The organism is Actinokineospora terrae (assembly GCF_900111175.1).
Taxonomy (GTDB): domain Bacteria; phylum Actinomycetota; class Actinomycetes; order Mycobacteriales; family Pseudonocardiaceae; genus Actinokineospora; species Actinokineospora terrae.
Genome location: NZ_FOGI01000002.1, coordinates 198,705 through 217,373, shown reverse-complemented (window position 1 = coordinate 217,373; position 18,669 = coordinate 198,705). Strand labels below are relative to the sequence as shown.

The 18,669-nt window shown below is 72.1% G+C and carries 20 protein-coding genes; 15 read left to right on the top strand and 5 right to left on the bottom strand.

Features of this window, described 5'->3' with window-relative positions; genetic code table 11:
* The first annotated feature begins 170 nt into the window (after positions 1-170).
* The 7 genes from BMY07_RS04400 to BMY07_RS04370 all read left to right on the top strand — a co-directional run bounded on the left by BMY07_RS04400 (position 171) and on the right by BMY07_RS04370 (position 7,622).
* A complete protein-coding gene (locus BMY07_RS04400; RefSeq protein WP_177215436.1) occupies positions 171-1,430 on the top strand; it encodes an MFS transporter in 1,260 nt (419 codons plus the stop codon).
* An 87-nt stretch (positions 1,431-1,517) separates the two neighbouring features.
* Positions 1,518-2,420 (top strand): ornithine carbamoyltransferase, encoded by a 903-nt coding sequence (locus BMY07_RS04395; protein WP_092775141.1) that lies wholly within the window; start codon positions 1,518-1,520, stop codon positions 2,418-2,420.
* Positions 2,420-3,088 (top strand): nuclear transport factor 2 family protein, encoded by a 669-nt coding sequence (locus BMY07_RS35190; protein ID WP_245782197.1) that lies wholly within the window; start codon positions 2,420-2,422, stop codon positions 3,086-3,088. The genes BMY07_RS04395 and BMY07_RS35190 overlap by 1 nt, the downstream gene beginning before the upstream one ends.
* A 20-nt stretch (positions 3,089-3,108) precedes the next feature.
* Positions 3,109-4,188, top strand: a complete 1,080-nt coding sequence (locus BMY07_RS04385; protein ID WP_092775140.1) for a branched-chain amino acid aminotransferase — start codon at positions 3,109-3,111, stop codon at positions 4,186-4,188.
* Positions 4,189-4,490: 302 nt separating this feature from the next.
* Positions 4,491-5,708 carry a M23 family metallopeptidase gene (locus BMY07_RS04380; protein ID WP_143073345.1) on the top strand — a complete coding sequence of 406 codons (1,218 nt, stop codon included), beginning with the start codon at positions 4,491-4,493 and terminating at the stop codon, positions 5,706-5,708.
* Positions 5,709-5,857: 149 nt separating this feature from the next.
* On the top strand, positions 5,858-6,658 hold the full coding sequence (locus BMY07_RS04375) for a DUF3592 domain-containing protein (protein WP_092775138.1): 801 nt from the start codon (positions 5,858-5,860) through the stop codon (positions 6,656-6,658).
* Between the two features lie 154 nt (positions 6,659-6,812).
* Entirely contained in the window at positions 6,813-7,622 is an 810-nt protein-coding gene (locus BMY07_RS04370) for a DUF3592 domain-containing protein (protein ID WP_177215435.1), read from the top strand.
* 2 nt (positions 7,623-7,624) lie between these two features.
* On the opposite strand, the gene BMY07_RS04365 is transcribed toward BMY07_RS04370, so the two are convergent.
* Entirely contained in the window at positions 7,625-8,920 is a 1,296-nt protein-coding gene (locus BMY07_RS04365; protein WP_092775136.1) for a PP2C family protein-serine/threonine phosphatase, read from the bottom strand.
* A 183-nt stretch (positions 8,921-9,103) separates the two neighbouring features.
* Between BMY07_RS04365 and BMY07_RS04360 the strand changes: the two genes are divergently transcribed.
* The 3 genes from BMY07_RS04360 to BMY07_RS04350 are packed head-to-tail and all read left to right on the top strand — an operon-like array spanning position 9,104 to position 11,389.
* Positions 9,104-9,574 (top strand): response regulator, encoded by a 471-nt coding sequence (locus BMY07_RS04360; RefSeq protein WP_092775135.1) that lies wholly within the window; start codon positions 9,104-9,106, stop codon positions 9,572-9,574.
* A gap of 31 nt (positions 9,575-9,605) precedes the next feature.
* On the top strand, positions 9,606-10,451 hold the full coding sequence (locus BMY07_RS04355) for an MEDS domain-containing protein (RefSeq protein ID WP_245782196.1): 846 nt from the start codon (positions 9,606-9,608) through the stop codon (positions 10,449-10,451).
* On the top strand, positions 10,448-11,389 hold the full coding sequence (locus BMY07_RS04350; RefSeq protein ID WP_092775133.1) for an anti-sigma factor RsbA family regulatory protein: 942 nt from the start codon (positions 10,448-10,450) through the stop codon (positions 11,387-11,389). Before BMY07_RS04355 ends, BMY07_RS04350 begins: the two co-directional genes overlap by 4 nt.
* A gap of 183 nt (positions 11,390-11,572) precedes the next feature.
* Here BMY07_RS04350 and BMY07_RS04345 read toward each other — a convergent pair whose 3' ends face one another.
* Together BMY07_RS04345 and BMY07_RS04340 are read right to left on the bottom strand one after the other, a co-directional pair.
* Positions 11,573-12,010: an ATP-binding protein gene (locus BMY07_RS04345; protein ID WP_177215434.1), complete on the bottom strand. Its 438-nt coding sequence runs from the start codon at positions 12,008-12,010 to the stop codon at positions 11,573-11,575.
* Positions 12,011-12,085: 75 nt separating this feature from the next.
* Complete coding sequence (locus BMY07_RS04340) at positions 12,086-12,487, bottom strand: ATP-binding protein (RefSeq protein WP_177215433.1); 402 nt, start codon at positions 12,485-12,487, stop codon at positions 12,086-12,088.
* Positions 12,488-12,561: 74 nt separating this feature from the next.
* Between BMY07_RS04340 and BMY07_RS04335 the strand changes: the two genes are divergently transcribed.
* The 5 genes from BMY07_RS04335 to BMY07_RS04315 all read left to right on the top strand — a co-directional run bounded on the left by BMY07_RS04335 (position 12,562) and on the right by BMY07_RS04315 (position 16,529).
* Positions 12,562-13,773: a PP2C family protein-serine/threonine phosphatase gene (locus tag BMY07_RS04335; protein ID WP_245782195.1), complete on the top strand. Its 1,212-nt coding sequence runs from the start codon at positions 12,562-12,564 to the stop codon at positions 13,771-13,773.
* A 90-nt stretch (positions 13,774-13,863) separates the two neighbouring features.
* Entirely contained in the window at positions 13,864-14,232 is a 369-nt protein-coding gene (locus BMY07_RS04330) for an STAS domain-containing protein (protein WP_177215432.1), read from the top strand.
* A gap of 99 nt (positions 14,233-14,331) precedes the next feature.
* Complete coding sequence (locus tag BMY07_RS04325; RefSeq protein WP_092775128.1) at positions 14,332-14,937, top strand: dihydrofolate reductase family protein; 606 nt, start codon at positions 14,332-14,334, stop codon at positions 14,935-14,937.
* A 54-nt stretch (positions 14,938-14,991) separates the two neighbouring features.
* The gene (locus BMY07_RS04320) at positions 14,992-15,315 is read left to right on the top strand and encodes a YciI family protein (RefSeq protein ID WP_092775127.1); all 324 of its coding nucleotides are present in this window, start codon (positions 14,992-14,994) and stop codon (positions 15,313-15,315) included.
* On the top strand, positions 15,312-16,529 hold the full coding sequence (locus BMY07_RS04315; protein WP_092775126.1) for an RNA polymerase sigma factor: 1,218 nt from the start codon (positions 15,312-15,314) through the stop codon (positions 16,527-16,529). Before BMY07_RS04320 ends, BMY07_RS04315 begins: the two co-directional genes overlap by 4 nt.
* A 34-nt stretch (positions 16,530-16,563) precedes the next feature.
* Here the strand turns inward: BMY07_RS04315 and BMY07_RS04310 are convergent, their stop codons facing one another.
* Positions 16,564-17,544: a prenyltransferase/squalene oxidase repeat-containing protein gene (locus BMY07_RS04310; protein WP_245782194.1), complete on the bottom strand. Its 981-nt coding sequence runs from the start codon at positions 17,542-17,544 to the stop codon at positions 16,564-16,566.
* Positions 17,545-17,599: 55 nt separating this feature from the next.
* Positions 17,600-18,571, bottom strand: coding sequence for a sugar ABC transporter substrate-binding protein (locus tag BMY07_RS04305; protein WP_092775125.1), 972 nt, complete (start codon positions 18,569-18,571; stop codon positions 17,600-17,602).
* Positions 18,572-18,669: the final 98 nt, after the last annotated feature.

Below are 18,669 nucleotides of genomic sequence, written 5' to 3'. Positions count from 1 at the left end.
GCCGGCTCCCCCGAGATCGCCGCCGAACACCGGAACCCGTCGCCTCACCACCACAGCTCGATTCGACCGCACGAGGCCACCGCGGGGTGCCCGCGGTCGGCTGGTCCAGCGCCGCTCGGTGCGGTGCTCCAGTCCCGTATCGGGGCTCCTTTCTCGGAAGAGGTGCGCACGTGACCACGTCCACGCCGGTATCGTCGACCGGGCGGAGTGCTCCGCCGTTGTGGCGGGACACCGCCACGCTGGGGTATGCGTTCGCCAACGGGGTGTCGCAGATCGGGGATGAGATCTGGTTCGTCGCCCTCGCCTACACCGCCGCCCAGCTCGGGGACGCGGGGCTGGCTGGGCTCGTCCTCGCCTGCGCCACCCTGCCCCGGGCGCTGCTGATGCTGCTCGGTGGCGCGCTCACCGACCGGCTCGACGCCCGGCGGATGATGATCACCAGTGATGTCGCCAGGATCGTGGTGCTCGCGGGTGCCCTGGCCGTCCTGGCCGCGCAAGGGGTGTCCGCGGGGCTGCTGATCACCGTCGGGTTCCTCTTCGGGGTCGCGGACGCCTTCTACGGGCCCGCGTGCAGCTCGTTCCCCCGGCAGCTGGTGCCCAAGGACCAGCTCGTCCGGCTCTCCGCGCTCCGCCAGCTCATCAGCCGGTTCGCGGGCGTGCTCGGCGCCCCGATCGGCGGGCTGCTCGTCGCCGGGTACGGGCTCGGCGGGGCGATGCTCACCGACGCGCTGTCGTTCGCGGTGATCCTGGTCGTGCTCGTCCTGGTCCGCCCCCGCTGGCCCAGGGCGAAGTCGACCGGCGTCTCCGTCCGCGCCGACGTCCGCGACGGCCTGGACTACCTGCGCCGCACACCCAGGGTGCGCGACCTGGTGATCACCCTGTCCGGCCTGAACGTGTTCGTCTCCCCGGTCCTGTCCATCGGCCTGGCACTGCACGTCAGCGCCAACAGCTGGGGCGCGGCGGGCCTCGGCTGGCTCTCCGGCGCCATCGGCGTCGGCGCCGCCGCGGGCACGGCGGTGGCCATGAAGTGGCGCCCCGCCCGCCCACTCCGCGCGGCACTGCTGTTGCTGCTGGCCCAAGCGGCGGCACTGGTACTCGTCGGCTTCGCGTCGTACGCGGTCACCATGGGCGCGATGGTCGTCGTCGGCGTCGTCGCGGGTCTGGCCTCCCCGCTGCTGTCCGGAGCTTTCCAGGCCACGGTGGACGAGGAGTACGTCGGCCGGGCCAGCGCGATCCTCAGCGTCACCGACGACGGACTCGCCCCGGTCGCCATGGCCGCCTTCGGGTTCCTCGCCAAGGTGACCAGCCTGGCGACGGCCACCACCGCGTTCGGCCTCTGCTTCGCCGCGCTGCTCTGCTTCGCCCTGTCCCGCCCGCACGTGCGCGACCTGCGCCTCGACGGCAGCACCGCCGCGGCGAACTGCCCATGACCTGCCGCCGGGGGCGCCTCCCGGGCGCCCCCGGCCGACCGACACTGAGCGGGCACAGGTGACCTCCAACGCAGGGGTGGGACAGACATGCGGAGTGTGATTTCGCTCGACGACCTCACGACCGCCGACGTCGACGCGCTGACCGGCCGGGCCGTCGCGTTCGGCGCGGGCGAGCGCTCCTCGGCCCTGGCCGGGCGCGCGGTCGGCGTCTACTTCCGGAAGTCGTCCACGCGGACCAGGACCTCGTTCTGGCGCGCGGCGACCAGGCTCGGCGCCCAGGTCATCACCTACGGGCCCGACGACCTCCAACTCACCACCGGCGAGACGCTGGCGGACACGGCCAGGGTCCTGTCCGGCTACCTCGACGCGTTGGTCGTGCGCACCAACGGCGACATCGCCGAACTGCGCGAGCTGGCCAAGGCCGACATCGCCGTCGTCAACGCGCTCACCCGGTTCGAACACCCGACCCAGGCCCTGGCCGACATCGCCACCCTCCGCGAGGAGTTCGGCGACCTCTCCGGCAGGCACCTGCTCTACATCGGCGAGGGCAACAGCACCGCCGCCGCCCTCGTGCGCGCCGCCGAACTGACCCCCGGCCTGACCTTCACCGTCGTGACCCCGCCCGGCTACGGCGTGCCCGACGACGTGCTGGCGGACAAGCCGTCGGGCATCACCCAGCACCACGACCTCGACGCGCTCCCCGAGGCCGTGGACGCCGTCTACACCAGCCGGTGGCAGACGATGGGAGTGTCCAAAGCGGACCCGGACTGGCTCACCGTGTTCACGCCGTACCAAGTGGACGAAGCGCTGCTGGAGCGGGTCTCGCACGACGGGACGATCTTCCTGCACGACCTGCCCGCCGTCCGCGGCCAGGAGGTCACCGACGGGGTGCTCGACGGCAAGCGCAGCCGCGCCTGGCGCCAGGCCCACCACAAGATGACCATCGCCATGGCCGTCCTGGAGTGGTGCGTCACCGGCAGGGACGACTGATGTCGACCACGCACCCGCGACTGGACGGGCCCCCGAGGCTGTGGCTGCTCGACGGCTTGATCGAGGCCGTCCGCGCGGTGAGCGACCGCGCCGACCCGCTCGACGAGACCGTGCTGTGCCTGGCCGAGTCGGCCGCGATCGCCGCCGCGTCCGTCGAAAGCGCGCGCAGCGAACCCCCCGGCTCCTCGGCCCGCCGCGCGGCGATGGCCCGGTCGCTGGCCGCCGCGCGCGCCGCCGTCGTCTGCGCCACCTACGCCCTCGCCGACGAACCCCGCGTCGAATGGAGCAAGACCATGACCACCACCGACCAGGCCGTCGACGGCGCCGCGCTCGCCAGGGCCGTGTACGACCGCGTGGACGCCGACGACGTCGAGGGCCTGCTCGCCCTGTTCACCGAGGACTGCGTCTACACCCGGCCCGGCTACCAGCCGTGGGTCGGCCACGCCGGGCTCGCCACCTTCTACCGGGAGGTCCGCTCGATCCGCTCCGGCGCGCACACCCTCACCGCCGTCCTCGCCACCGGCCGCGACGTCGCCGTGCACGGCGAGTTCCACGGCCTGCTGCGCACCGGCGACGAGGTCCACCTGCGGTTCGCCGAGTTCCTCGAACTCGCCGCCGACGGCCGCGTCGCCCGCCGCATCACCTACTACTTCGCGCCGCTGGCGTAGACCCGACAAGGAGCCCGCAGATGACGCTGGAGCTGACCCCCACGCCCCTGCCGACCCAGGCACCCACCCGGCCCGGCCACGGGGACGCGTTCACCGACCACATGGTCACCCTGGCCTGGAACCCCGTCGACGGCTGGCACGACCGGCGGGTCGGCCCGCTCACCGCGCTGCCGCTGCACCCGGCCACCATCGGCCTGCACTACGCCCAGGTGATCTTCGAGGGCCTCAAGGCGCACCGCCAGGTCGACGGATCGGTCGCGGTGTTCCGCCCCGACCGCAACGCCACCCGCTTCCGCGCCTCGGCCAGGCGGCTGGAGATGCCGGAACTGCCGGAGGAGCTGTTCCTGGCGGCGGTCGACGACCTGGTCGGCCTCGACCAGCACCTGCTCTCCGACGACCCCGACCTGAGCATCTACCTGCGGCCGCTGATGTTCGCCACCGAGCCCAACCTGATGCTGCGGCCGTCCGGGGAGTACCTGTTCCTGCTCATGGCCTTCGTCGCGGGCGGCTTCTTCGGCACCGACCCGTTCGCCCCCGTCTCGGTCCTCGTCGGCCGCACCCACACCAGGGCGGTCCCCGGCGGCACGGGCGATGTGAAGTGCGCGGCCAACTACGGGCCGTCGTTCGTCGCCCAGCGGCTCGCCCGGGAAGCGGGCTGCCAGCAGGTCGTCTGGCTCGACGCGCTCGAGCGCAGGTGGATCGAGGAGATGGGCGGCATGAACATGTTCTTCGTCCGCCAGGGCGCCTCGGGCCCGGAGGTCGTCACCCCCGCCCTCACCGGCACCCTGCTGCCCGGCGTCACCCGCGACTCGCTCCTGACCCTCGCCGCGGGCCTCGGCTACCCGGTCAGCGAGGAACGCGTCTCCGTCGACCAGTGGCGCGAGGAGTCGCTGTCCGGCCGCATCACCGAGACCTTCGCCTGCGGCACCGCCGCCGTCGTCACCCCGGTCGGCCGCGTCCACGACACCGACGGCCACTGGCTCATCGGCAACGGCACCCCCGGCCCGGTCACCACCGCCCTCCGCAAGGCCCTGGTCGACGTCCAACACGGCCGCACCCCCGCCCCCGAGGGCTGGCTCCGCCCCATCCCACCCCGCTAGTCGGACACGGAACTCCACCCAGTCCCGCTCGCCACACCGTAGTGCCCCCGGCTGACCGCTTAGCCGGGGGCACTGGGGCGCGCGCAAAGTGAACAACTGTTTCCCAACATGCCCGCTGACCTGCGGTTTCGGTTGGTAACAACGACCACCGCCGACGCGTAACCAAACCATTGAGGTCGCCCGAGGTCGCCGGCTAGCTTTCGGGCTCCCGCGAGTCCCCGCGGGAACGAGCCGCGGTGCGGGTGGCGATCACCGGCCCGTGCCCGGGGTTCGGTGTCCACCCTGCGTCCGGAGACCACCACATGACACGTCCCCATCGTCGCCGTGCCACCGCGATCGCCCTGGCGGCCGCCGCGGCCGCCGTGGCGTTCGTCCCCTTCTCCGCCGAGGCCGGCCAGCAGGCCGGGCTCGCCGACAGCGTCACCGACACCCTCCTCGCCGAGCGCGGTCCCGCCGTTGCCGCACAACGCGGTGTGGCCGCGCTGGCCCGGCACGCCGTCGTCGAGCCGCGGCGCGAGGCGTCCGACTGGTCGTTCGGCGCGGCCACGATCCCGGGCGATGCCGCCGTCCACGCGCCCGACGCCAGTCTGTACGTCGCGCACCGGGTCGCCGGGCGTTGGCAGGTGGGTGTCCTGGGCAGTGACACCTTCGTCGCGCTGACCCGGCAGGCGCCGGATTCCGTTGTCAGCGCGGACGAGAAGGGCCTGTTCAAGCAGAACCACGCCGCGGCGGGACCGGGTGCCGCGGCTCGCTCCGTCGAGACCGGGCTCGCGTTGCCGGTCAACGCGTCCAGCAACGTCGGCTGGGGCGGCGGCCCGCACGCCAACGACGGCTCGGGCTCGCTCTACAGCTCGCTGGACTTCGGCGGCAGCGGCACCGAGGTCCGCGCCGCGGCGGCAGGCAAGATCTACCGCGCGTGCGTCGACGCTGGTTCGAACCAGACCGCTTTGATCCTCATCGTGCACGCCAACGGTTACACCACCGGCTACTACCACCTCAACCAGCGCAGCAACTTCCCCGCGGACGGCACCTCGGTCGACCTCGGCTACTCCCTGGGCACCGCTGGCACCAACACCGTCTGCGGCGGTAGCGCCAACGGCGCGCACGTCCACTTCACCCTCCGCTCCGGCGACCGCAACAACCTCGCCTTCGAGTCGGTCATCGGCAAGACCATCGGCGGCTGGACCTTCCACACCAACGGCTCCAACTACGACGGCTACGCCACCCACGGCAACACCAAGGTCCAGGACGGCGGCACCCTCTACAACTACGGCCGCTACACCGGCAACGGCCCCTACGCCGCCACCGTGAGCTCCTCCAACGGCGCCAACGTCCGCTACAACACCAACACCTCCGCCAGTTCCACCATGTACACCGCCCCCAACGGCCGCGCCCTCGCCCTCAGCTGCAAGACCACCGGCAGCGCGGTCAACAACAACACCACCTGGTACCGCCTCACCGACACCGACTACGTCGCCGCCTCCCTGATCAGCACCACCGCCACCATCCCGAACTGCTGACCCCACCGAACGCCAGAGGCGCCCCGACCCGGGCGCCTCTGGCGTTCGGAGTACCCCACGGCACGCGAACAGCGGAACCTGCTGATCATCGCCGGATGCGCGGTTCTCCGTTGTGGCAAGGTGCGCCTCATCCGGGGGAGGGGAGCACCATGGTCGACAAGGTCCGGCGGCTGTCGTTGACCTCGCTGTTGCACCGAAAGCTGGACGACATCGACGAGCGCTGGACCGGGCCCCCGCCGGACGGCGGGATCGCGTCCAAGGCGGTGCGCCGCTTGCTGTGGCGCGCGCTGATCATCGGCCTGGTCGCCGTGGTCTGCGTGGTCCTCTCCGTGGTGCTCTACCAGGCGCCCAGTGCCCACGCCGAGTCGCTGCTGCGCGACGGGACGCACACCGAGGGCACCGTGTTCGTGCACGTTCCCCGCAAGGGGCCCAAGCCACGCGACGCGGTTTACGACGTCGAGTACTCGGCGGGAGGCAGGGAGCTGACCCGGTCTTATCGCGGACCGGACGACAAGCTGATCGAAGACGGGGCCAGGGTCGACATCGTGTACGACCCGGACGACCCCACCGACTTCCAGATCACCGGGATGCCCCACGAAACCCCGGTGCTGGGCCTCTTCCTGATCGTGCTCCTGCTGCTGACGTTCTGCGGCTTCGGTTTCGGCGCACTCGTCGGCATCCCCCGCTGGGCCAGGCGCGTCGGCCGCGCGGGGCCCGGCGACTGGCGCCCCGGCGAGAGCACGACAGTGCCAGGTCACCGAAGGGTTGTCGTCATCACCTTCGACGACGGCAACCGCACCACCCTGAGCCTCACCCGCCCGGTCTGCCGCTCCATCCCGTCGTTCCACCTGGGCGGCCCCGTGCTCGTCGCGGGCACAGGAACCCGGATCACGGTCCTGTTCGTCCGCGGCCCCGTCCTCGCGGCCGCCCGCGAACGCCCGTGGCGCTAGCCGGGTCCGCAGTGGTCCGGACCATTCGGGCGTGGTGTGCCGGGCGATCGGCGTATCCGGGTGTGCGCGTGGTGGAACCTGCTGATGATCACCTGGTGGGCGGCCCGCGCCTGTGGCACGGTGCGCGCAATCGTTGCCGGGGAGGGGAATCGTCGTGGCAGAGCGGATTCGTCGGCTGTCGTTGCGGTCGGTGGTGGTGCGCGGGCAGGACGACCTGGGCCTGCCGAAGAAGGACGTGACCGTCGACGACGACACCGCGACCCGAGGCGTGGCCCGGCTGCTCCGGCGCGCGGTGCTCTGCGGGGTGGCCGCGCTGGTGTGCGCCGGTCTCATCGTGGTGGTCTCGTGGTGGCTCCGGTCCCACCACGACACGCTGCAACGCGAGGGGGCGCGGGTCGAGGGCACCGTGGTCGCGGTCAACGATGTGGTCCGCAAGACCAGGTGGTCATCAGATCCGACCATCGAGGTCCGCTACTCGGTCGGCGGCGAGACCTTCACCGAGACCTACACCACCCCGAACACCCGGTTCGCCGTCAAGGACAGCACGATCCCACTCGTGTACGACCCTGCCGACCCGGGGGACTCCGCCTTGGCCGGGGAGGCCTACGAGGGCCCCAGGTGGTACCTCTGGTTCGCCGTCGTGCTGTTCCTGGCGTTCGCCACCCTCGGCTTCGGCGCCGTTGTCGGCGGCATCCGCTGGTCGATCCGCCTCGGCCCGGCCAAGGCCGGGTGGCGTCGCGGCCGCGGTCACCCAGTCATCGGGGAGCGGCACGCCATCGCCGTCCTCTTCGAGGACGGCACCACCTCGATACTGACCCTCACCCGCCCGGTGAACCTGAAGATCCCCATCCCCTACCGGGACAGCCCGGTACTGGTCGCGGGCTCGGGCGCGCGAACGACCGTCCTGTTCACCAGCGGCCCCGTCCTCGCCTCCGCCCGCGAGCGTCGCGTCCCGGTCAGGTGATCTCACCCAGGGACGCGTAAGACGAGCAAGGCCGTGTCGTCCGTGGCGTGGTCGCCGCGGTGTCGGGTGAGGGCTCGAGTGATCCGGTCGGTCATGTCGGTGGCGTCAACGCCGTCGAGCGCGCGCATCAAGCCCTCTTCGCCGAAGAACGCCCCATCGGCGTCGCGGGCCTCGGTAGCGCCATCGGTGTAGAGGAGCAAGGCGTCGCCTGGGGCCAGGTCGAACTGGACGTCCGTGAGGGTGACGTCGTCGAGCATGCCGAGGAGAGTCCCGGGGAGTCCCAGTGGTCGGACGGATCCGTCTGCTCGGCGGATGAGGGCGGGCGGGTGACCCGCGGTGCAGAGGTGGCCGCTGACGCCGTCGGCGGTGGTGCGGAAGGTCAGGTAGGCCGCGGTGAGGAACCGGTCGTAGCCGCGCTGGGTGATCATGGCGGTGTTGAGCCGGGACAGCACGGCGGCGGGGGACAGGTGCCTGGTCGCCTCGGCGCGCACGGTGTAGCGGGCGAGCGCGGTGATCTTGGCGGCCTCGGTGCCGTGACCGCACACGTCGCCGAGCACGGCGCACCACCACGGTCCGTGCGCCGGGAACAAGTCGTAGAAGTCACCCAGCACCGTGTCACCGGTGGCGGGTAGGTAGGACGCCGCCGCGTCGACACCGGGCACGGAGGCCAACACCGGCGGCAGCAGGCTCTCCTGGAGGCTGCGGGCCAGGGCGGCGGACGTGGCCAACGCGCTCCGCGTGGCGGCGAGCGACTGCCGCAGGTGCATCTCGTTGCCGACCGACCGGGCCAGCGTCGCCAGACCGGCCAACTCCGCCCGCCCCCACTCACGCGGGACGTCGTCGATGACGCACATGCTGCCCAGCACCTCACCGCCGGGCGCGAGGATCGGGTACCCGGCCCAGGCGCCGATGCGCATCGGCGCCACCGAGGGGTGGTCACGGGTGCGCGGGTCGGCGGCGGCGTCGCTCACCACGAACGGATCGCCCTCCAGCCCGACCAGGAAGTAGCAGAAGCTCTCCCGCACCGGGCTCTGCCGCGCCGCCGTGTCGCTCGGGTCCAGGTCGACCCCGACGCACGACTTCCAGTACGACCGCTTGTCGTCGACCAGGGTCACGAAGGCCCGCCCGACCCCGGTGAGCGCGGCGGCCAGCCGCGCGAGGTCGTCGAACACGTCCTCGGCGGCGGTCTCCGCCAACCCGGTGGCCGCGACCGCGGCCAACCGCCCCGGATCCGACAGCGCGGCGGGCAAGCCGTCCGCCCGCACCCCGCCCGGGAACAACCCCGCGACCTGACCCACGCATGCCCTCCAGAAGACCGCCGGACCGTCACGATAGGTGAGCCGAGCCCCGAACACCCCGTGCGCTTGGTCTCGATCCGGGCACCACCGGCGACCCGCGGGCTCGGCGGTCGGCCCACGTGATCACCCGACGTGGCACGATTCGCCCCACTCGTCGTCCTGAGTCCTGATCCGGGAGTGCACATGAGCGACCAGAACACCGCGCGGGGCGAGTCGACCGACCTGCCGCCCGCCCCGATCGACGTGCTGGTGGTGGAGGACGACGAGGGCGACGTGCTGATGATCCGCGAGGCGTTCGAGCAGCACGCGCAGCGCACCAGGCTGCACGTGGTCAACGACGGCGCCGACGCGATCGCGTTCCTGCGCCGCGAGGGCCGGTTCCAGGACGCGCCGAGACCCCGGCTGGTCCTGCTCGACCTCAACATGCCGCGGATGGACGGCCGCGAGGTGCTGGCCCAGGTCAAGGCCGACCCCGCGCTGGCCGCCATCCCCGTGGTCGTCCTGACCACCTCCGCCGCGCACGACGACGTCGTCGGCAGCTACTCTTTGCACGCCAACGCCTATGTGACCAAACCGGTCGACTTCGACGCGTTCATGGCCGCGGTCGGCAAGGTCGACGAGTTCTTCAGCGCCACCGTCCGCCTCCCGTCCTGACCCGCGGCCCCCGCCCGCGTATTCTGCCCGGGTGAGGTCATCTGGGGTCCTGGACCACGTGCGTGGACTCGGGGTGCACGACCACGTCTGCTGGGGCTACCGCGACCCGGACGACTTCCGCGACCACGCCGGTGAGTTCCTCGTGGACGGCCTGGCGCTCGGGCAGCGCCCCCAGTACGTCGTCACCAGCCAGGACGCCCCCAGTGCCCTCGCCCGGCTGCGGCGCGACCCGCGGCTGGACCGGGCCGTGCGCGACGGGGTCCTGCGGGTCACCGCCATCGACTCCGCCTACGCGGGCGAGGCGGCCGTGGACCCCGACGCCCAGGTCGACTGGTACGTCGCCGCCACGCGGGACGCCGTCGAGGCCGGTTTCGCCGGGCTGCGCGTGGTGGGGGAGGCGACGCCGCTGGTGGGCACCGCGGGCCAGTTCGACGCGTTCGCCCGCTACGAGCACCTCATGGACCGCCGGATGCCCGGGGTGCCGTTCGCCGCGCTGTGCGGCTACGACCTCACCGTCCTCGGCGAACCGGCCGTCGCGCAGATCGCGGTCATGCACCCGTTCACCAACCTCGACCGCCCGGGGTTCCGGCTGTGCGGGTCGTCGCTGCCGGGCTGCTCGGTGGCCCTCGGCGGGGAACTCGACCTCGCCAACGCCGACCTGTTCGCCGCGGCCCTCGACCGGACCGAGCTCCCGGTCGTCGACGGGACCATCACCCTCGACTGCACCGGCCTCGAGTTCATCGACCACCGCGCGCTGATGACCCTCGCCGAGCGCGCCGGTGACGCCACGCTCGTGCTGCTGACCCCCAGGTCGGGGCCCGCCCGCGTCGTCGACCTGCTCGGGCTGCGCTCGGTGCGCGTGGAGCGGCCCGCATGACCCGGTTCGCCCACCCCGCCTGGTTCTACACCTCCGACGAGGACTACCTCGCCGCTCTGGTGCCGTTCATCACCGATGGCCTCGCCGCGGGCGACCCGGTCGCCGCCGCCGTCCCCACCCCCAGGCTCGACCTGCTGCGCGACGCCCTCGGCGGCACCGCCCGCGAGGTGTACCTGCAGGACATGGCGGTCGTGGGCGCCAACCCCGGGCGCATCCTGTCCAGCGTCCTCACCGAGTTCGCCGACCGCCACCCCGACCGGCACGTCCGCATCGTCGGCGAACCGGTCTGGGGCGCCCGCGACAGCGCCGACTACCCCGCGTGCGTCCGGCACGAGGCACTGACCAACCTCGCCTTCGCCGACCGGCACGCCACCATCCTGTGCCCCTACGACGTCGCGGTGCTCCCCCCGCACGTCCTGGCCGACGCCCGCGTCACCCACCCGGAGATCTGGTCCACCGCGGGCCGCGACGCCAGCGACCACTACGCCCCGGACCAGGCGATCAGCAAGTACAACCTGCCGATCCCGCACCCCGCGCACGCCACCACCTTCACGGTCACCACCCCGGCCGGGGTCCGCGCCGCCCGCACGGCCATCACCCGCGCCGCCGCCGCCGCGGGCCTCGACACCGCCGGGCGCGCCGACCTGGAGATCATCGTCACCGAACTGGCCACCAACAGCCTCACCCACGGCGGCGGCCACTGCGAGATAGCCCTCTGGACCGAGAACGCCCTACTCCTCTGCTCCGTCAGCGACGCCGGCCGCTTCACCAACCCCCTGGCCGGAACCACCCCCCTCACCGCGGGCCAACCCTCCGGCCGCGGCCTGTGGCTCGTCCACCACCTCGCCCACCTCGTCCGGGTCCACACCACCGAACAGGGCACCACCATCCGCGCCTACCTGGAACTGCCGACTGCGAGCCAGGACCAGGCGGAGTAGCAGTCTCCTTGGCAGGATCCCGACCGCCAGGCCGGAATCAAGCGTGGTCGACCGGGTCCTGCTCAGCAGGGCGTCTGGAAGTCCGCCACCACCTAGAACGCGACGGCAGGCCCCCAGGCGGGAGAGCGCATCCGAGCGTTGTGGAAACCCTTCTCCAGGGCGGAAATCGCGTTGCCAGGCCGATCAGGCGTGGTCGACGACCTGGTCCTGGGCGGCAGGTGTCCGGAAGTCGGCCACCACCGTCGTGCCGGTTGTGCAGGCGGAGCGGTCCACCCGCACCGCGTCCGACAGCGCACGCAGCAAGACCAAGCCGCGGCCGCGGACGGAGAGGCGTTCGGTGGGGTGGTCCGTGGGTTCGCGCCAGCGGCCGTGGTCGGTGACGGTGAAGCGGAGGTTCCGGGTGCCTGCCACGGTGTTGAGCTCGTGGGCGCAGACGATCACCGGGCCGGGCGCGGTGCCCAGGTAGGCGTGTTCCACCGCGTTGGCCACCGCCTCGCCGACGCCGATCAGGATCGCGTCCACGACCTCGGCGGCGACCCGGCGCACGGTCAGCCAGGCGCGCAGGGCCGCGCGGACGACGGCCACGTCCTCGGCGCGGGCCAGGATCTCGATCCGGAGCATGGCGGTATCCATTGTCAGCAGTGGTACCCAGTCCGCACCCCCGTCACGCACACCCGTCCGGTCGGCCCACCGGGATCAGCCGGGGATGAGGAACTCCGCCGCCACCGTCGTGCCCGGCGCGGCGCGGGTCCCGTGGTCGATGCGCAGCCGCGCCGCGAGTGCCCGCAGGATGCCGAGCCCCCGGCCGCGGATGGCGATCGCGGCGCCCTGCGGCGGGGTCGGTTCGCGCCAGTGGCCGTGGTCGGTGACCACCACCGACACCGCGCGGTCGGCGACCTCGGCCGTCACGATCACCAGGCCGGGCGGGCCGGTCGGGTAGGCGTGCTCGACGCTGTTGGTGACCGCCTCGCTGACCGCGAGCAGGATCTCCTCGGCTGGACCGCGCGCGACCTGCCGGGCGGTGAGCCACGCGCGGACCTCGGACCGGATCTCGGACACGGCCTGGGCGCAGGCGGTGGCCTCTATCCGCAACGACACGGTGCACATCATGCCGGTCGCGCCCCCCGGCCGCTTGCCGCGTGCTGGTGGCCGGGCGAAGTATGCTGCCTGCCGTGTCGGGGATCTCCGAGCCCGTTGACCGGGTGAGCGTGCTGGAAGCGGTCACCGACGTGGGGCTGCGGCACATGAAGCTCGACGAGTTCCTGCGGGCCGTGCTGGCCCGGATCCAGCAGCTGTTCGAGGTCGACACCACCTCCGTGCTGCTCTACGACACCGCGGCCGAGGTGCTGACCGTGGAGGCCTCGGTCGGCATGGACGAGGTCGGCCACGGTGTGACCGTGCCGCTGGGGGTCGGGTTCACCGGCAGGGTCGCCGCGACCAGGGCCCCGGTGATCCTCGACCGCGTCGACCACACCACCGTCATGAGCCCGCTGCTGTGGCGGCGCGGCCTGCGCGCGCTGCTGGGCGTCCCGATGCTCGTCGGCGGTGACCTGGTCGGCGTGCTGCACGTCGGCTCGGTGACGCCGCGGCGGTTCACCGACGAGGACACCCAGCTGCTGCACCTGGTCGCCGATCGGGTCGCGCTCACCATCCAGGCCGAGGTCAGCGGTGCCGAACGCGCCGCGGCCACCGCGCTGCAGCGCAGCCTGCTGCCGACCCGGTTCCCCGCGATCGACGGTCTGAGCTTCGCCGCCCGCTACATCCCCGGCACCGGCATGACCGTGGGCGGCGACTGGTACGACGTGTTCACCCTCCCCGGCGACCGCCTCGGCGTGGTCATCGGCGACGTCGCGGGCCACGGCCTGGCCGCCGCGGTCGTCATGGGCCGCCTCCGCAGCGCCCTGCGCGCGTACGCCCTGATCTACGGAAGCCCCGCCGAGGTCCTCACCAACCTGCACGCCAAGGTGTCCCACTTCGAGCAGCGCAGCATGGCCACCGTCGCGTACGGGGTCATCGACCTCGCCACCTCGCGGCTCACCCTGTCGCTGGCCGGGCACTTGCCGCCCGCGCTCGCCCTGCCCGGGCAAGCCGCCACGCTGCTCACCGCGCGCCCCGGCATCCCCATCGGCCTCGGGCTCACCCCGCCCTGGCCGCGCCGCGACACCGTCATCGACCTCCCGGCCGGGTCGGTCCTGGCCCTCTACACGGACGGGCTGGTCGAACGCCCCGGCCATTCCCTCGACCCGTACCTGCGGCGGTTCCTCGACGCCATCACCCACGACGACCCCAACTCGATCTGCACCCAGGTCACCGAGACGCTCCTGGGCACCGCGCCCGCCCGCGATGACGTGGCCCTGCTCGTCGTGCGGCTGACCCCGAGCTGATCAAGGCTCCCACCAGCGGTTATGCAGACCCGAGGTCATCTATTCACATTTCGTCAAGCGAGCGCGTGACCCGCGTGCTTGTCTTGGGGCGTGACCGTACGTGGAACCGAGATCGCCACCACCCAGGAGCTGGCCGGGGCCGGGCGGGGGGTCGTGCTGCGGGTCGTGGGGGAGATCGACCTCGCCACGGCCGACGCGTTCCACGAGGCCCTGACCGCCGCTCTTGACGACGTCCACGCCCGTGGCCTGACCACCCTGGTCATCGACCTCACCGGCACCAGGTTCCTCGGCTCGGCAGGCCTCGCCGCGCTGGTGCGGGCCCACCGGCAGACCAGCCGGTCGTCGGTCGAGTCGGTGGTCGTCGCCGAGGCGAACTCGCTGGTCATGCGCGCGCTCACCGTCACCGGCCTGCACGAGGTGCTGACCGTCACCGATTCCGTCGAGCACGCGCTCGGGTAGAAAAAGTTTCGACGGGGGTGTCGGATCGGGCCGGACCCGTTCGTAGCAGGGGTGAGGGGCTGCCGAGAGGGCGGCTCACGGGAGTAGGGAACCCCGAGCATGAAGCTGACGATCGCCACCCAGGTCTCCGTCGACGGTGTGATGCAGGGCAACGGCGGGCGGCACCCGGACCTCGACCCCGGGTTCGAGCGCGGCGGCTGGGCCAGGCCGCTGTTCAGCCCCGAGGGCTCGGCGTACGTCGCGTCGATCTGCCGGCGCGCCGACGCGTTCCTGTTCGGCAGGCGCACCTTCGAGCTGTTCGCGGGCTACTGGGGCACGATGGCGCCGGGCAGTGGTCCGATCGCGGACGCGTTCAACACCCGACCCAAGTACCTCGCGTCCACCACGGTCACCGAGCCGGGATGGGCCGACACGACCGTGCTCTCCGGTGACCTCGCTACAGCCATCAGGGAGCTCAAGGACCGGGGCACGGGCGAGCTGCAGGTGCACGGCAGCGGCGTCCTGGCCCGGTGGCTGCTGGAGAACGACCTCGTCGACGAGCTGTCCCTGATCGTCATGCCGGTCGTCGTGGGGGAGGGCACCCGGCTGTTCCCCGCCGCCGGTCGCGACATCGCGCTGGAGCTGGTGGATTCGCGGGTCTTCTCGACCGGTGCCATGGCCCAGGTCTACCGACTCGCCGGTCGCCCGAGCTATGCGATCGGCTGAGGCGCGTGGCAGGCTTCGACGGCGAGTGTCGATCGTGGACGGACGGGACCTGAGATGCAGTACCTGGTATCGGTGATCACCGACAGTGCCGAACCCAGCACGCCCGAGGAGATGGCCGCCATCAGCGCGTTCAACCGCGGGCTCCAGGCGCAGGGGAGCTGGGTGTTCGCCGGTGGCCTGGCGGAGCCGAGCGCGTCGACGGTCGTGGACAACCGCGGCGGCGAGCCGCTGTTCACCGACGGGCCGTTCCTGGAGTCCAAGGAGTTCCTCATCGGCTTCTGGGTCATCGAGGCGGCCGATCTCGACGTCGCGCTCGGGATCGCGGCCGAGGGGTCCAGGCACTGCAACCGCAAGGTCGAGGTCCGGCCGTTCCGGTGAGCGGGGCGCGGGAGGCGATCGCCCAGGCCCACAGCGCCGAGTGGGCACGGGTGGTCGCAGCGCTGACCAGGCGGTTCGGCGACCTCGACACCGCCGAGGAAGCCGCAGCCGAGGCGTTCGCGACCGCCGTGGCGCGGTGGCCGGTGGACGGCGTGCCACCCAACCCCGGCGCCTGGCTGACGACCACGGCCAACCGCAAGGCCATCGACCGGATCCGCCGCGAGAGCAAGCGCGACGACAAGGAGGGGGAGGCGGTGCTGGTGCACGACCCCTCGCCGCCCCTCGGCGCCATCGACGACGACCGGCTCCGGCTGGTGTTCACCTGCTGCCACCCGGCGCTCGCCGTGGAGGCCCGCGTGGCACTGACGCTGCGCATGGTCGGCGGCCTGACCGTGCCCGAGATCGCCCGCGCCTTCCTGGTGCAGGAGACCGCCATGGGCAGGCGGATCACCCGCGCCAAGTCCAAGATCAAGGCGGCGCGCATCCCCTACCGGGTGCCGTCTACAGAGGACCTGCCTGCGCGGGTGTCTGGTGTGCTTGCCGTGCTGTACCTGGTGTTCAACGAGGGCTACCTGGCACGCGGATCAAGTCCCCTGCGCGAAGACCTGACCGCCGAGGCGATCCGGCTGACCCGGCTGGTTCGGGCGCTACTGCCGGATGACGGTGAGGTGGCCGGGCTGCTCGCGTTGATGCTGCTGATCGAGGCCCGCCGCCCCGCCCGGGTCTCCTCTTCTGGTGACCTCGTGCCACTGGACCAGCAAGACCGGCGCACCTGGGACCCCACCTTGATCGCCGAAGGCCACGGCCTGGTCCGCGAACGCCTGGCCTCCGGCGCCCCTCCCGGCCGCTACCAACTCCTCGCCGCCATCAACGCCGTCCACACCTCCGCGCCGACCTTCACCACCACCGACTGGCCCCAGGTCATCGCCCTCTACGACCAAGTGATGCGCGTTGACCCATCACCCATCGTCACCCTCAACCGCGCCATAGCCATCGCCGAACTCCACGGCCCCGAACCCGCCCTGGACGCCATCGCCCCCCTGGCCCCCGCCCTGTCCCACTACCGCCCCTACCACGCAACCCAAGCCGACCTCCTCCGCCGCTCCGGCCGCCTCCACGAGTCCCGCGCCGCGTACGACAAGGCCATCGCCCTCCCAGGCAACACCGCCGAAACCGCCCACTTGATCCACCGCCGCGACCAACTCGGCCAGTGACACCGGGGCCTGACGGTCTCCTCGCCGTGACGCTTCAGGCCTGGTGCGCGCTGTCCCACCAGTGCAGCACCCGCGTCCCGAACAGCGTCAGCCACTTCGACGGCTCCCCAGCCGGGACGTCGACCTCGAACCACACCCGCCCCGGGTGGCGGCCCGCCTGGAGCCACGTCCCGTCCGGTTGCCGGGCAGCGCGGATCAGGTCGATCGCGCCGGCCATGCGGGGATCCGGTGGGGTGCCGTCGTGGTGGGAGGCCTGGCGGAAGTAGTCGGCCGCGCGCAGGACGTCGTACGACCACCGGAACGGGTAGGCGAAGCGGTCCACCCACGGCGCCACCGGGTCACCCGTGGACAGCCGCCGGAACAGTCCGCGCTCCAGCAGGTACTCCTCGCCCGAGCGCCGCGCCGCCCGGGTCGCGTCCGTGCCGCCGGTCGCGACGTCGTAGGCGAGCAACCCGCTCAGCGAGTTCACCGTCGAGTGGTACGACGACCGCGTCGACCCCGCGACCCACTCGCAGTTCCACCCGCCGTCCGCCATCCGGTGCGCCAGGAACCACTCGACGATCCCGCTGACGTCAACCCCGAGCCACACCCCACTGGCGACCGTCATGGCGTTGACGCAGCAGTCGACCTCCCCACCCCAGTACGGCAGATCGTCGTACTCCCACCGGCAGTGCTCGGCAAGCAACTCACCCGTCCGCCGCTCCCGCAGCACCGCCGGATCGAGCCCCCACTCCCGCAACTCCCGCAACGCCCACGTAGTAGCCGTCCACGGCTGCCCCTCTTCCCCACCCCGGAAGTCCGCCGGAAAGTACGCCCCACCAGCCCACTGCCCATCAACCCCTTGAAGCGCCAACAACCGCGCCCCGAACCCCTCCACCCCAACCCGCCCCCGAGTCCCCTCCCACGGCTCGCCCAGCAGGTCCCGCTCCACCTGCCACCGCAACGCCACATCCGACTCGCGAAGCCACGACCCCAACCCACCGCCCACAATGGACCGCCCACCCGAGGATTCCACACCCCGACCATGACCAACCCCTGTGGACCTGTCAAGCACTACCGATCCACGACGCTCATTCCGAGACTTGGTTGGTGATCCAGACGTTCTGGGCGTAGCCGAGGGTGGCGCCCGCGCCGACGTCGCGCATCTCGTTGTGGATCTGCGGGCCGGGGAAGGGGTGGGCCGACTCACGAGTGCGGTTGGCGTACATCCGCGGAACGAGCAGTGTCCGCTTCGGGACCGGTCGACCGGTGCGCAGCCGGTGCAGGAGGTCGACCGCCCCCGCGGCGATCTCGTAGCCGTCCTGGACCACGGTCGCCCGCAGCGGTCCGGTCCCGGTGTCGATGTGCGCCCGCGCCTCGGCTGCCCCGTCCACCCCGACCACCACCGTGTCGGTCACGCCCTGCCAGCGCAGTGCCTCGACCGCGCCCAGGGCCATCTCGTCGTTGGTGCAGAACACCGCGTCCAGGCGGTGACCGCCGAGCAGCCGGGCCCGGACCGCGTCAAGGGCGGCCACCCAAGCGAACCCGCATGAGTCATCCACCACCACGCTCGCCTCGGGCAACACGGCCCGCAGCGCCTCCACGAACCCCTCCTGCCTGCCGGAGTGCTCGCGGCTCGCCGCGACGAACACCGCCGGATCCCGCCTGGCCAGGGCACCCGCCAGCCAGCGGGCGGCCGCCTCGCCGATCTGCCGGGACGGGTAGCCGACGAAGGCCGTGTTCGGCGGGTAGTCGGCCTCGCTCTCGAACGGTTCGAGGTCCAGGAACACCACTGGCCCGGAGATCTCGGCGCAGAACTCGACGAGATCTTCCCGCAGCCGTGCGGGATCGATCGGCATGATGAGCCCGCCCGCGTAGTCCGACCCGCGTGCCACGAGCCTGCGCAGGTGGTGCACGACCCCACGTCGGTCGTAGTCCCGCCGGGGCCGCTTGAGCACGACGTCGGTCTGCGCGTGGTCGAAGGCGTCGAGCACGTGCCCGATGAACTCGTTGAGCCAGTACTTCTGCTCGAATGCCGACACCACGAGGAAGACCTGCGTCATCGCCCTATCCTGCCGGCCCGGAGGTCGAGTGGGGCCCCGATCGCGCTGGTCGGGGTCGGGCTGCCGTGTTGTCCGGGAGTCCAGGTGTCGACCGCACT